We start from the raw sequence: 14,583 nt of genomic DNA, 5'->3' as shown, positions 1-14,583 counted from the left end.
CCTAAAGGTAGTATTGCTCAGGATGAAATGAATCATCCGCTTAGTGAAAGAAAAGAAAGCTTGTAATCAGTGATACTGATCACGATTTCGCTCGAATTTCACTTGCAATTTGTTCCGTAATCTCTGCTATGCCCATCGATCCGATATCGCCTTCTTCACGTTTGCGGACAGCCACTTTATTCATTGACCGCTCGTTCTCGCCGACTACAAGCATGTAGGGAACCTTTTCAAGCTGTGCCTCACGGATTTTATAACCAAGCTTTTCGCTTCGTATATCTACTTCTACACGAATACCTGCAGCTTCCAGTGCTTGCTTCACCTGCAGTGCATAATCGATGAAAGCATCGGACACTGGCAATATTTTTGCTTGAACCGGAGCGAGCCAAACCGGGAACGCACCGCTGTAATGCTCTGTTAAAATACCGATGAAGCGGTCTATGGACCCGTAGGCTGCACGGTGAATGACAACAGGACGGTGCTTCTGATTATCTTCGCCGATGTAGGAAAGATCAAATTTCTCAGGCATTTGAAAATCAAGCTGGATCGACGCACACTGCCAACTGCGTTTAAGCGCGTCCAGAATGTGGAAGTCAATTTTCGGTCCGTAAAAGGCCCCGTCACCTTCATTCATTCGATAGGCAATACCACTCTGATCCAATACATGCTGAAGGGATGCTTCTGCCAGATCCCATAGCTCCGCCGATCCCATCGAATCCTCAGGACGTGTAGACAGCTCGATTGTATACTCAAAGCCAAACACCTGGTAAATTTGATCGATAAAAGCAATTACGCGTCCAATCTCCTCCTCGACCTGATCTGGTCTTACAAAAATATGCGCATCATCCTGGCAAAACGTGCGCACACGCATCATCCCGTTCAAGGCACCCGAAAATTCATGGCGATGAACCTGGCCGAATTCGGCAAGTCGTATCGGAAGCTCGCGATAGGAATGCAGTGTATTTTTAAAGATGAGCATGTGTCCCGGACAATTCATCGGTTTGAGCGCATAATGCGTATCGTCAACTTCAGTAAAATACATATTATCCTTGTAATGATCCCAATGCCCGGACTGCTCCCACATCCGTCGGTTCATCATGAGTGGAGTACGGACCTCCTGGTAATCCTGCTGCACCTGTACCTCGCGCGAAAAATTCTCCAGCTCCGTACGAATCGACATGCCTTTGGGCAAGTAAAATGGCATTCCCGGCGCTTCCTCTGAGAACATAAACAATCCCAGTTCTTTGCCAAGCTTACGGTGATCGCGTTTCTTCGCTTCCTCCAAGATGAACAAATGCTCTTCTAACTGCTGTTTTTTGGGGAAGGCAGTTCCGTATATACGCTGCAGCATTTTATTGTTGGAATCACCTCGCCAATAGGCACCTGCTACACTCAGCAGCTTGAACGCCTGAATACGGCCTGTAGACGGGAGGTGGGGTCCACGACATAGATCGTAAAATTCACCTTGATCATAAATTGTGATGACCGAAGCTTCCGGCAAATCATGAATAAGCTCCAGCTTAAGTGGCTCCTCCTGCCGCTCAAATATCCGAATGGCCTCATCACGGTCTACCTCCCGTCTGACAATCGGCAGGTTCTCCGCTACAATGCTATTCATCACCTGCTCAATTGCGGCAAGATCCTCACTGGATAAAGGTTTTTCAATATCGATATCGTAATAAAAGCCATCCTCAATGACCGGCCCGATACCGAGCTTAACTGCCTTTTCGCCATATATGCGCTTAAGCGCTTGCGCCATCACATGCGCCGTGCTGTGGCGATATACCTTCAATCCTTCTTCGCTATCGAGTGTGATGATTGCTATATCGCAGTCCTGCTCAATAGACCGATTCAAATCAACCATTTCGCCATTGATTGTACCAGCCACCGCAAGTTTCCTTAGCCCCGGACTAATTGACCCTGCTATCTGCTCAATTGTTGTACCGTAACCATACTCCCTTACAGCTCCGTCGGGCAGCTTCACTTTCACTTGATTTGCCATGTTAACTCCTCCATTATGATCATTTTTGTAAACACAAAGAGCACACCCGTCTCCGCAAAGGGACGAATGTGCTCGTGGTTCCACCCTGATTATAACCTGCTGATAAAAGCAGATCCTCATTGGTTTCTGTAACGGGAATTCCCGGCGATATTTACTCTCATGAGTAAGCATGATTTCCATATCGCAGCTGCAAGGGGGTAAATCACTTATTTCCACAGAAGGGGCTTTCAGCCGGTGACCCCTCTTTCTGTTCAGCTTCCATAAGTGTTCATATCCTTGGTTATTGCTTTTAAAGGTTATTTGGTTATTTAAAAAAACAAAAAGAGCACACTCGTCTCCGAAAAGGGACGAATGTGCTCGTGGTTCCACCCTGATTATAACCTGCTGATAAAAGCAGATCCTCATTGGTTTCTGTAACGGGAATTCCCGGCGATATTTACTCTCATGAGTAAGCATGATTTCCATATCGCAGCTGCAAGGGGGTAAATCACTTATTTCCACAGAAGGGGCTTTCAGCCGGTGACCCCTCTTTCTGTTCAGTATCCCTAAGTGTTCATGTCCTTGGTTATTGCCTTGCTTTTATTTGTTAATTAGAATAACGAATGGAGATTATTTTGTCAAGGGGTATTGAACTAGCGTAAAATCAATTGCCAAAATTAATGACCTCACGCGAGCTCCATCCACGCCGCGAGCAGTTCGTCGTGCCGCTCCTGTAGCAGCCCGCGCTCACGCCATCGTACCTCCAGTTGCTCTGTATCGCCGCTGATACTAGCACCAAGTTCCAGCAGCTCTGCGTCTGCTGCGGCCATGTCCGCTTCGAGCGCTGCGATCTGTCGCTCGAGCTCCAGACGCCGCCGCTCGGACGCACGGGCGCTGCCAGCTGCTGCTGCCGATGCTGCTGGCGGCGCGGTAACTGCTGCGCTTCGCGATGCAGTGCCAGCGGCATGACTGCTCGCTGCCTGAGCCTTCGCACCAGCAGAGCTCTGACTTCCCGTCGGTGCTTGTGCTTTCGCTCCCGCATTGTCGTAGCTTTCCGCCACCGGTGACAGGACTCCCGCTGCGCCATGGAAGTCCGGCTTGCCCTCCACACGCGCGCCATTCCGGCGTGCACCGCTGACAAAACCGTTTCCTCCGCGCTCGGAAACCTCCTCTTCCTGCTGCCGCCTCTTCGCCCTGAACTCGTCAAAATTCCCGAGATATGGGGCCACCTTACCCTCCTCTAACAACCATACCCGCTGCGCCAGCCGATTGATAAAATAGCGATCATGTGAGATCGCAAGCACAGTTCCCGGGAATTCCTCCAAAGCTTCCTCCAGCGCCTCGCGCGAAGCGATATCCAGATGGTTCGTCGGCTCATCGAGCAGAAGCAGATTAGGCTTCGAGAGAACGAGCAGCGCAAGTCGCAGCCGTGACCACTCACCCCCAGACAGCAGGCTTACCGGACGGAATACATCCGTTCCGTAAAACAGATACCTCGCAAGAATCCCCCTTGCTTCGCCTTCCTCTAAGCCAGCTTCCGTGCGGAAATAGTCCAGCACCGTCTGCTTGCGGTCCAGTACCGCATTTTGCTGTGCCAAGTATCCAATTTCCACGCGGGCTCCCAGCCTGATTTCTCCACCATCGGGCATTTCTTCGCCCAAGAGGAGCTTGAACAAAGTCGTTTTGCCTGTCCCGTTGTCTCCTAGCAGCATTACTTTTTCCCCGTACTGTAGACTTCCTTCCACCCCAGACAGCACATCCCGACTACCATAAGACTTGGATACTGCCTCGAAGGATACCACTCTATTACCGGAGCGATCCAGCGGCACCAGCCCAAAATCAGCCGTTTTCTGCTCCAGCACCGGACGCTTCACCCTTTGCATACGATCCAACGCTTTGCGAATTGAAGCTGCTCGCTTAAAAAACTTCTCATTTCCGCCGACCCGTCCCCACTCCTCCAACTGACGAATCGTCTCCTTCATTTTTTTTATCACCTTTTGCTGCTCCTGATACTGAGCGAACTGCTGCAGCAGCCGTTCTTCCTTTTCCTTCATATACCCGCTGTAATTGGTCGTATACGTATGAGCTTCTCCATCCTCCAGCTCAATCATTTTGGAAGCTACACGATCGAGAAAATAACGGTCATGCGACACAACCATACATGCACCCGTATAACTCCGTAAAAACTGCTCAAGCCATTCAATGCCTTTCAGATCGAGATGATTTGTTGGCTCGTCGAGCAGCAGCAGCTCGGGTCGAACAATCAGCTGTGAGGCTAGCGCTACCCTCGTCTTCTCGCCTCCGGACAGTGAACTGAAGCTGCGCATGTACGCACTCTTCGGAATTTGCAAGCCTTGGGCCACTTGATCAATGCTGGCATCCATTTCATAGCCGCCACCCCGTTCAAAACGCTCTTGTACGGCAGCATAGGCTTTCAGAAGCTGCTCAAGCCGTTCGGGACTCGATGCCGCCTCTGGGTCGGACATTTCGTGCTCCAATTCGGTTAATTCCTTCTGGCATTTCGTCAGCTCCAGGTAACCATAAGCGAGCACTTCATACACCTTCATACTTTCAAATTCAACAGGGATTTGTGGCAAATATCCCACCTGAATATCCTTCTTCAGCGTCAACATGCCTTCATCCACATGCAATTGTCTGGAAATGAGCTGCAGCAGTGTCGATTTTCCGCATCCGTTTCGCCCGATAAGACCTACCTTTTCTCCTTCATGCACTTCAAAAGTAACCCCGTCCAGCACAAGGTGGGCACCGTGGTATTTTTTAATATTTTGGCCGTTAATAATAATCATAATAAAGGATCCTCCTAGAGATGAAGACCCTAACTCAACAGCAAAAAAGAGCCGCAGCAGCAAGCCCGCGACCCTTCGGATGGTACAGCAATCCGTATCGGTTAAGGTAGGCGTCTTCTCGCGAATGGTACAACCGTATTTGAATAATCAGACAGACTTCTCCCGATGTTCGGAAAAGTATGAACGATGCCAGCCATAGCAATCGGCAGCTGGCTAATACGGTTGTTCACCATTTCGTGATTCACCTACCTCACCTCCTTGTTTGTAATATTGTAACTGTAGCATAAAACGCACGGATAATGCAATGTCTACTCTCCCAGCTTGAATACTTTAAGTCTATGGGCAGCAAAAAAGGCTGCACGAACGGCGGCAGCCTTTTTGTTCCATCTCATCCTATTTGGAGCGTCCCTTACCTACCAGAAACTTTTTCTTCGTCTTTTTGTCCATTACCGGTAAGTGTTTATAGCTCCGTACCATCGGGCTTTTACATAAAGGACAGTCAGGCAATTCTTCTGTTACAAATTCCTTACGTGTCCATGCTTTGCATTCAGGTTGTTTGCATTTCCATATTTCTATGTGTTCCAGTTCTTGCGTTTGTTCCTCTAATGTCGTAGTTGCCATTTCCAATCAGATCTCCCTGCATTAATTTCTAGACTTCTTATTATTATACAGAAGACGACTATTGGCAAGCCCTATTTTCATTAGAGAATCCGCAAGTTCATTCCTTTGTTAAGTTACTGTATTAACACTTTACTCTGCTGTCACTTTAACGTTTTACCGAATTAATAGTAAATACCTACTTCAATATCGCTTCAATCTGCTCTACTTCCTCTGAAGACAAAGATAAACGATTAAGTACACCTACATTATCTTCGATTTGACTCACTTTGCTTGCTCCTATCAGAACAGACGCAATTTGCTTTTGGCGGAGTACCCAAGCAAGAGCAAGCTGTGCCAAGGACTGACCACGTCCTGCAGCAAACTCATTGAGTTGGTTGATTGTAGTCAATTTCTCTTCAGTTATATCATGCTCCTTAAGAAACGGACTGTTGGAGCTTGCAGCTCGGGAATCACCCGGAATACCGGTCAAATAACGATTCGTCAGCATACCTTGAGCCAATGGGCTAAAAGCGATACAGCCGGCCCCACCTTCCTCCAGCTCGTCCAAAAGTCCATTTTCTACCCAACGGTTAAACATGGAATAGGTCGCTTGGTGAATGAGCAGAGGAGTCCCCAGAGACTTTAAGATTTGAATAGCTTGTTTAGTTTGTTCCGCATTATAATTCGAAATTCCAACATAAAGTGCTTTCCCTTGTCTGACGATCTGGTCCAGAGCCCCCATTGTTTCTTCCATGGGTGTATGTGGATCAGGTCGGTGGGAATAAAAAATATCCACATAATCGAGCCCCATCCGCTTCAAGCTTTGATCCAGACTCGATACCAAATTTTTCCTGGAACCCCATTCCCCATAAGGTCCTGGCCACATGTAATAACCTGCCTTGGTAGATACGATTAACTGATCGCGGTAAGCGGACAATTCCGATTTTAAAAGGCGTCCAAAGGTTTCCTCCGCCGACCCGGCTGAAGGTCCATAGTTGTTGGCCAAATCAAAATGAGTGATTCCCAAATCGAAGGAACGGCAGATCATCGACCTCGCGTTTGCCATCGTATCGACATCACCGAAATTATGCCATAATCCTAATGAAACTGCAGGCAGCTTAAGTCCTGATCTCCCACAACGGTTGTACACCATTGAATCGTACCTGTCCTCATTAGCTAAATAAGTTGTCATAAGTATGTACCTTTCCCTTCATAGTAAGGTGCTAGCCCTTCAATCCTGTGGTGCTGATGCCTTCAACAATGTATTTCTGGAAAACAAAAAATATAATAAAGATAGGAACCAAAGATAAGATCGACATCGCAAACATAGCTCCCCAATCGGTTTTCATGGTAGGATCGGCAAAACTTTTTATAGCCAAGGAAACCGTCGCCAGCTTGGGTGAATTTAAATACAGCAATGGACTGAAAAAATCGTCCCATGTCCAATAAAACTTAAAAATCGATACCGTAATAATCGGTGGAACCAACAGTGGAATCATAATCAGAATAAAAGTCCGATACTTCCCGCAGCCGTCGATATGTGCGGATTCATCCAATTCCTTCGGTATACCTCGCAAAAACTGGATAATTAAAAAGATAAAGAAGGCTCCACCAAAAAAGGAAGGCACGATCAAGGGCAAGAAGGTGTTAATCCAGCCGATTTTGTGAAAAAAGATATACTGCGGAATCATGAGGACCTCACCCGGAAGCATCATCGTTAGCATCATGCAGCTAAACCAGAAGGGTGCCCATTTGAATCGGATTCGGGCAAATCCGTAAGCTACCATCGTAGATGAAATGACCGTACCGATGACAGACAAAATCGTGATAATAAACGAGTTTTTAAAAAACACAGCAAACGATATGCCGGCAAATCCTTTAAATCCGGTCACATAGTTATCAAAGTTCCATTTGGAAGGAATTAATTGGTGCGCATTAATGAAGATGTCCGTATTGTCTTTAAGCGAGCTGGATAACATCCATAACAATGGATAGATCATGAGAAAGGCAAATAAAGTAACGAAGACATGAACAATAATACTTCTAGATAATCGGATGGCTTTGACAGAGCTGTTCATGCCTTAATCCCCTTTCGATTCATAATGTACCCATCGTTTGGATGTTTGGAACACAATAGCAGTAAAGAAGGCAATCGTTAACAACAGAACCCACGCCATCGAGGAACCATAACCCATTTCATAGTACCGAAATGATTTCTCATATAAATACAAAACGTAAAACAACGTCTTATCAAAGGGTCCTCCCCCTGTTACAATCATCCCTTCGGTAAATACCTTAAAGCCATTGATAAGACCCATTATTAAATTAAAGAGGATCACAGGCGTCAGCATAGGTAAGGTAATATTTTTGAATCGCTCCCATGCATTGGCGCCATCCACATGGGCTGCCTCATACAAACCGGCAGGTATTTGCTTTAAGCCTGCAAGAAAAATCAGCATGGAAGAGCCAAACTGCCATACCGATAACAGGATAAGCGACATCAGTGCTGTAGATGGATGTGTAATCCATGATACCTTGTCTGTTACCCCAAAAAACACTTCCAGAAATGAATTAAAAGCTCCTGTTGTTCCAAACAGCTGGCGCCACATGACCGAAACCGCCACACTGCCACCGATCAACGTCGGCAAGTAATAGGTAGTTCTGAAAAAACCGAGACATTTCAGCTTTAAATTCAGCAGCATCGCCACCGCAAGCGCAAAACAAAGGCGTAACGGTACAGCAGTAAATACAAAAATTAATGTTGCATTCACGGATTTCCAATATCGCGTATCTTCCGTAAACATGACTTTGAAATTGTCCAAGCCTACCCATTGCGGAGGAGACAGAATATCATATTTGGTAAAAGCAAGAAAAAGCGAAGCAGCTATTGGAATAATGGAAAATACAAGAAACCCAAACAACCAAGGGAATATAAATACATAACCCGCCACATTGTCCGATTTCCAGAATGTCTTGTTGTCCGCTCCACTCAAAGCTCTATCCCCCCTTAAGATTATTAGCAGGATAAGCCTATCCACTGCAGGCGCAGGCTTATCCCAAGCATTTCTTTACTTTTTCTTGCCTAATATCGCATTCGCTTCTTTTCTGAATCTTTCCGCTGCCTTATCCGGCGCTATTTTTTCGTAGAACACTTCAGCACGAATATTGGTAAACAATTTGCCTACTTCGGCTCCCCCGACCGGTGCAGGAGGATCAATAACACTTGAATGCTTCTCAACGATTTGAAGATACTGGGAAACTCTTTTTTGAGTGTCGCTGAACGTGTTCTGCATACCGGCAACGAGTTTCGGATGATAAGGCATACCGAAATAGGCGTTAAGTGATTTGGCTGCGTCCAGATTATTCGTGAAAAACTCGATAAATTTGGCTGCCTCATCCGGATGCTTGGAGGAAGCTGCTATCCCGTGAAAGAAGGATGGCTTCATATACATGCCCTTGCCGTCCCCAGATCCCGGATACATCGCAAAACCTAAAGGTTTCTTCAGCTGCGTTTCCATAATATCGGCGTGGTTGCTCCAGTAAGAGAAGCCACCGAATGCGGCTTGACCTTTTGGAAACGGGCCATCCTCCAAGCCTCTGATTTCAAGCTCAACCCCCATCGGGCTTATAATACCTTTTTTCTGCCATCGGAGCTGTTGTTCCATAAATTCAATGAACAGCTTGTCATCCTCATATCCAAGCGCGTCTTGTGTTTTATTGAATAAAGCTTTATCATGCTGTCTCAGCCATACCTCAAAATGAGTCTGCATCAGGTGTGTATCGCCGTATATATTCAGCTTTTCTTTGATCGTCTGCATATCTTTTTCATATTGCTCCCATGTATAATCCGGACCAGGTGCCTTGACTCCGGCTTTCTCCAGCTTTTCCGGATCATAAAACATGACTAACGCATTGTTGCCGATGTTAATTCCGTAGGTTTTACCATTCAGAATGCCACCCTTCATATTCACATCCGCAACGCCGGTCATATCTATCGTTTTATTCGCTATGTACTCATCCAGAGGCTTTAAGATACCTTTGTTGACATAATTCTGAATTTGCGCATAATCAATCCGCACAATATCCGGCAAGCTATTCGAAGCGGCCTGAACATTAATTTTGTCATTATAGGCATCTCCAGCATAGTACTCTGCTTCTATTTTTATATTCGGGTTCGCCTTCTGGAACAGCTCAATAACCGCGTTGTTCTTATCCACCGTCAATTGTGAACCTGCCCAGTAGGTCATTCTTAATGTAACAGGTTCATTTTTCGTGGGAGCCTTGCTTGGTGCTGCGGATGGTTGCTTACCTGTGGAATCGCCGGCAGCAGGAGTAGAGCCCTGTGAACATCCGGCAAGAGTGAGAGATAAGCCCATTAACGCAGTTATACTAATCGTTGTAACTTTCTGTTTCATAACGACACCCTCCATCATTGATTTTCTGAAACCATTTTCTATACAAAATGAACCAGGTTGGCCCCGCCTGCTTGCATCTTTAAATTCATTCTACTTGCTTTCGAACCTATTGATAATAAAAAAAACAGACACTTTTTACTAAAAAATCAGTAATGAGTGCCCTGCTTGATCATCGTTTTATACTCCATAGGTGTAAATCCTGTATACTTTTTAAAAATATTGCTAAAGTATTGCGGGTCCTTGCCAAAACCTGTTTGCTCCGCAATTTCATATACTTTGGAATGACTGTAATTCGCCATAAGCTCCTTGGCCCAATCGATCCTGACTCTCGTCACATATTGCGAAAACTTCTCCTGCATCTCTTTGCGAAACAGCTTGCCCAGGTAATCCACATTCATATAAAAATAATTTTTGGCAAGCCATTGCAGTGACAGTTCCTCATTTCCTAAATGCTCTTGAATTTTTTGGACCATACTGTGCACAAGCATCAGGTTTTTTTGCGAGTAGACTTCGTAATTGACTTTGGTTATGACACACGAAACTCCTAAAATATATTTGTGGATTTCCTCCAAGGTCTTCATCTCAAGAATCGGAACAATTTTCGTAATATTCTCATTGATTTTATCCGGCATCGTTTGCCTTACTATCGTGGTGATCAACTCAATACAAAAACTGATGGCCACATTAATTTCACACCTGAGTTCATGTAATTTATCAAAAAAGAGCGCTAATTCAACCTTCAGATCTTCCGCATTTCCTATCTTGATAGCCATGACAATGTTATTGTAATTCAAATTTGCTGTTGTCGTTTCCGTAGATGACCTTTCCAAATCGATCTCTTCACTTGTGATAATACTACTTTCCCCGAGGTAAAACCTGTATTTCAAATACTGCAGGGCATCATGATAAACCTGGGGAATATCTGCAAAGGTGCAATGATTACTGATCGCCAAAGTCAAATCGACTTTATAGAGCTTCTCGAATTGCTCCTTGATTTGGCTAGTCAGGATCACGATATCAGGTAACTCCATATCTTCGATCATAATAATAAACTTGTCTCCGACTATCGTGCTGAGCATGATGTTGCGAAATTGTATGATCTCTTCAGAAATGTTTTTGAGCGCATATAACTCAACATATTCAAAAGCAGCCTCCAGTTGAAACAAAATTAATCGTACCTTTTCATCCTGAATACGAAGAATTTTTTTGTAATGCTCCATTTCGTGCTTGAAAAACGTTCGGTTCAGCAAACAGTCTCTTAGTAACTGCTCCTTTACTTTTGGCAGCGCCTCTGCAAGCTGTTTTTCCATCAGTTCGTAGAAGCTTAACCTGCTTTTTTGCATATCCAGCTCACTAATAATTTGCTGCAGAGCATCCATAATATCCACTTCATCACAGGGCTTTAGCAAATAATGCTTGACTCCGTATTGCATCGCTTTGCTTGCATAATCAAACTCTCCATGACCTGACAAAACAATATAGCGAGTGTCCGGCAGCAGCTTGAAAGTGCGCTCAATGAGCTCAAGACCATCCATATGCGGCATCTTGATATCGGTAATGATAATATCCGGTTTAATCTGTATGATTTGATCATAAGCAGATAAACCATCCGGGGCACAGCCTGTCAAAAACAATCCAAGCCGGTCCCATTCGATCAGTTGGCTAACTCCTTCTCTTATAATCCTCTCATCATCGACGAGAAACACCTTATAACCTTGCAGGGTCAAATCATTCACCTCGCATTTGTTTTTAAATTGCCGTTTTGTTGTTTGTCAGACTGTTCGTATAAGGCAGACTGATTGTAATGGCCGTACCTTGGTCAGCTCCACTTTCGATTTCCAGCCCGTATTCTTCTCCAAATAATATTTTCAAAAGATCGTTAATGCTTTTCAAACCGATCCCGGTTCCCTGTGCCGTTACCTCTCCTAGCTCCAGCTTGTTCAAATAATTCGCATCCATACCCGGCCCTGTATCTTTGACGATAATCCGAAGCTTATCCGGCAGTTCCTCGGCACAGACCGTGATTTCACATACGGCCAAACCAGACTCGACGCCGTATTTAATACTGTTTTCCACAATGGGTTGGATAATGATGCAGGGAATATAGTACGCATGCAGATGCTCCGGTATGTCCATACGGTAAAGAAGCCGTTCCTCGAAGCGGAATTGTTGAATGTAAATATAGTTGGATAAGTTACTTATTTCTTCCCGGATCGTTATAAACTCCTTATCACTCACTGTGCTTCGCAGCAGATTACCGAGCGCTTTAACCATCCCCGATATTTGCTGCTGACCGTTTAACCTTGCTAACCAATTAATCGAATCAAGGGTATTATATAAAAAATGTGGATTCAGCCTGGCTTTGAGTGCATGATACTCCGCGTCCTTAAGCATAATCTGCTTCACATAATTTTCTTTGATCAATGTATCCAGCTTGTCCATCATCTTATCGAAATTAAGGCTGAGGTGTCCGATTTCATCCCGATTTTCCGGAAATTCCAGTCTTTCGAGCTCAAACCTGCCTTTCTCCACCTGTCCTATTTTCTTCATCAATTTCTCTATCGGCTTCGTAATACTTCTGGAAAACTGTAAGCCTATCCATAAAATGATAAGCAGAATCAAAGCATACAAACCGAGCAAAGCGATTTTCATAATGATCGTGTTTTTAAATATCGATCCGTATGGCACCAGATGTATGAAGGTCCAACCGGTATATTGCAGTTTAAAATAGGCAGCCAAATATTTATTCTGATTCAACGTGATCAAGCTAAAATTATCTCCTTCATTTAAATGCAAGTCTTGATAGTTGATTGGACTCTGGCTGGGATAAATCACAGAATTGTCTGATATGATCAGCATGGTTGAATTATAATGCCTGCTTTCATCTGAAGAGGAATACATCACTTTATCAGCAAAGATTCGAATCAGCAGGGTCCCCAGCGGTTCCATACTGGAATCATTCACCTCACGGATTTCACGAAGGGAATAGAAGGAACTATCCTCGGCAATCCCACCCACCCATACGCTTCCTCCTTGCTGCTGCTCCGCTTTTCCCTTTAAATGATGCAGGTCGGAGGAACTGAAATTGTTAATATTCAACCCGGCTCCATGAAAGTTATTGTTCGTATCGATGATCGCAATAGAGGAAACCGCATAATCAAAAAGATGATAGGTCAGTAATTTTTTCTTTAATTCATTGGCGGCATAGTAGGACTCAAAGGTATCGGGATTCGTCTTGATGATGTATAAATATTGTTGTACATCTGCATCCGACATAATCGAAAGAGACAATTTATCTATGTTTACTAATTTTTCTTCGATTCGACTTGAAAACAAATGAAACTTTTCCGTAGTTTCACGATAAATCAATTCGTCATACAACGATTGGGTAAGCTGAACAAACAGCCAACCGAGAAAGCTCGTTAGAAACGCTCCCAGGATTATGAAAATAAACAATTTATGCTTGATCTTTAGATTCCTCAATGTCATCACCCTTGTAAAGTATACCATAAGGCATAGCAGCTGAACTTCGTAAAACTCGAAAAATCGGTGCGGGAAAGAACCGTCCGATTTTTCGATAAACAGGTTAGAAGACAGATAGGATCAAGACTTAGCCCGATACAGCAGGCTTTTGTTTAAGCGAAAAAAATGTGTGAATCGTGCTGATATCTTCCATCAAATCAACCGGATCCTCCAAGCCGATATTAAACCGGATCAACGTTACAGGATGATCCTTCACTGCATTCGCTACCAAACCAACCACTAGAACGAGACTTTCGTACCCTCCGAAGCTAAGCCCGATTCTAAAATATTGCAGCTGGTCGACCCATGCTTTGGCCTGCTCCAGCGTCCCTTTCACCTCAATGGACATCAAGCTGCCCCAGCCGCTCATTTGGGACACGGCCAGCTTATGTTGAGGATGTGCAGGAAGACCAGGAAAGTTGACCTTATGAATGCAAGGGATCTTGCTAAAATATTCTGCCATTGTCAACGCTGACTTGCTCAAACGTTCCATCCTGAGTGGGAGGGTCCGCATTCCGCGCAGCAGTAAAGAGGCGGTGTGAGGTGTCATAACCCCTCCCAGCAGCTGATGGTCGACACGGCTCAATTTATCCAGCAGCTCTGCCGAACCCACGACGGCTCCGCCAAGGACATCACTGTGTCCGCCGACATATTTGGTCAATGAATGTACCACCAGATCAATCCCCAGCCGCAGCGGGTTTTGATAGCATGGCGAAGCCCATGTGTTATCTATGATCGTCTTAATATGGCGTGTTTTGGCTGCTTGTACACAAGCCGTTAAATCCTGTAATTGAAAATAGTAGCTGGTCGGACTCTCCAAATAAATAAGTGTAGTATTGTCACGTATGGCTTCGGATATCTGCTGAATGGAGGTGCCATCCACATAGGTTACCTCAACTCCGTAACGTGTCAGAAAAAATTCAAAAAATTCCCGAGTCCCAAAATACACCTGATCCACACAAATGATATGATCGCCCGTACGTACGGTTGATAAAATAGCTGCAGAAATGGCGGCCATACCGGAAGCGAAGCACTGGGCCTTCTCACCATATTCCAGTGCGGCCAGCCGTTTCTCCAGTTCCTGCACGGTCGGATTTCCCATCCGGCTGTACTTGAAGGCATGTCCAGGTTCATCGCTTTTGGCAAAGGAAAATAACGTATTCTGATAGATCGGGATGGTGACAGCCCCATGATGCCTCTCATCATGCTTGTCGTGGGCAACTAACGTATACGGTAAAGGGTTCTTGTGCGAGTTCAAGCG

Annotated in this window: 11 protein-coding genes; all 11 read right to left on the bottom strand. The window is 45.0% G+C overall.

The window, feature by feature from the left end; all coding sequences use genetic code 11:
- Nucleotides 1-79 precede the first annotated feature (79 nt).
- Nucleotides 80-1,999: a threonine--tRNA ligase gene (gene thrS, locus OB236_RS39080; RefSeq protein ID WP_262688891.1), complete on the bottom strand. Its 1,920-nt coding sequence runs from the start codon at nucleotides 1,997-1,999 to the stop codon at nucleotides 80-82.
- A 665-nt stretch (nucleotides 2,000-2,664) separates the two neighbouring features.
- Nucleotides 2,665-4,785: a ribosomal protection-like ABC-F family protein gene (gene abc-f, locus OB236_RS39075; RefSeq protein ID WP_262688890.1), complete on the bottom strand. Its 2,121-nt coding sequence runs from the start codon at nucleotides 4,783-4,785 to the stop codon at nucleotides 2,665-2,667.
- A gap of 101 nt (nucleotides 4,786-4,886) precedes the next feature.
- A complete protein-coding gene (locus tag OB236_RS39070; protein ID WP_262688888.1) occupies nucleotides 4,887-5,030 on the bottom strand; it encodes a hypothetical protein in 144 nt (47 codons plus the stop codon).
- Between the two features lie 148 nt (nucleotides 5,031-5,178).
- Complete coding sequence (locus tag OB236_RS39065; protein WP_076236146.1) at nucleotides 5,179-5,406, bottom strand: cold-inducible protein YdjO-related protein; 228 nt, start codon at nucleotides 5,404-5,406, stop codon at nucleotides 5,179-5,181.
- A gap of 175 nt (nucleotides 5,407-5,581) precedes the next feature.
- Complete coding sequence (mgrA, locus tag OB236_RS39060; RefSeq protein ID WP_262688885.1) at nucleotides 5,582-6,577, bottom strand: L-glyceraldehyde 3-phosphate reductase; 996 nt, start codon at nucleotides 6,575-6,577, stop codon at nucleotides 5,582-5,584.
- Between the two features lie 31 nt (nucleotides 6,578-6,608).
- A complete protein-coding gene (locus tag OB236_RS39055) occupies nucleotides 6,609-7,463 on the bottom strand; it encodes a carbohydrate ABC transporter permease (RefSeq protein WP_408638573.1) in 855 nt (284 codons plus the stop codon).
- Nucleotides 7,464-7,466: 3 nt separating this feature from the next.
- Nucleotides 7,467-8,378 (bottom strand): carbohydrate ABC transporter permease, encoded by a 912-nt coding sequence (locus OB236_RS39050; protein ID WP_262688883.1) that lies wholly within the window; start codon nucleotides 8,376-8,378, stop codon nucleotides 7,467-7,469.
- Nucleotides 8,379-8,453: 75 nt separating this feature from the next.
- Complete coding sequence (locus OB236_RS39045) at nucleotides 8,454-9,800, bottom strand: ABC transporter substrate-binding protein (RefSeq protein ID WP_262688882.1); 1,347 nt, start codon at nucleotides 9,798-9,800, stop codon at nucleotides 8,454-8,456.
- A gap of 146 nt (nucleotides 9,801-9,946) precedes the next feature.
- Nucleotides 9,947-11,527: a response regulator transcription factor gene (locus tag OB236_RS39040; RefSeq protein WP_262688880.1), complete on the bottom strand. Its 1,581-nt coding sequence runs from the start codon at nucleotides 11,525-11,527 to the stop codon at nucleotides 9,947-9,949.
- A 22-nt stretch (nucleotides 11,528-11,549) separates the two neighbouring features.
- Complete coding sequence (locus OB236_RS39035) at nucleotides 11,550-13,283, bottom strand: histidine kinase (protein ID WP_262688878.1); 1,734 nt, start codon at nucleotides 13,281-13,283, stop codon at nucleotides 11,550-11,552.
- A 127-nt stretch (nucleotides 13,284-13,410) separates the two neighbouring features.
- Entirely contained in the window at nucleotides 13,411-14,580 is a 1,170-nt protein-coding gene (locus OB236_RS39030) for a trans-sulfuration enzyme family protein (RefSeq protein ID WP_262688877.1), read from the bottom strand.
- Nucleotides 14,581-14,583 lie beyond the last annotated feature (3 nt).

Source organism: Paenibacillus baimaensis (assembly GCF_025567575.1).
Note: the sequence above shows the minus strand (reverse complement) of the source record. Positions and strands in the feature narration are given on the sequence as shown.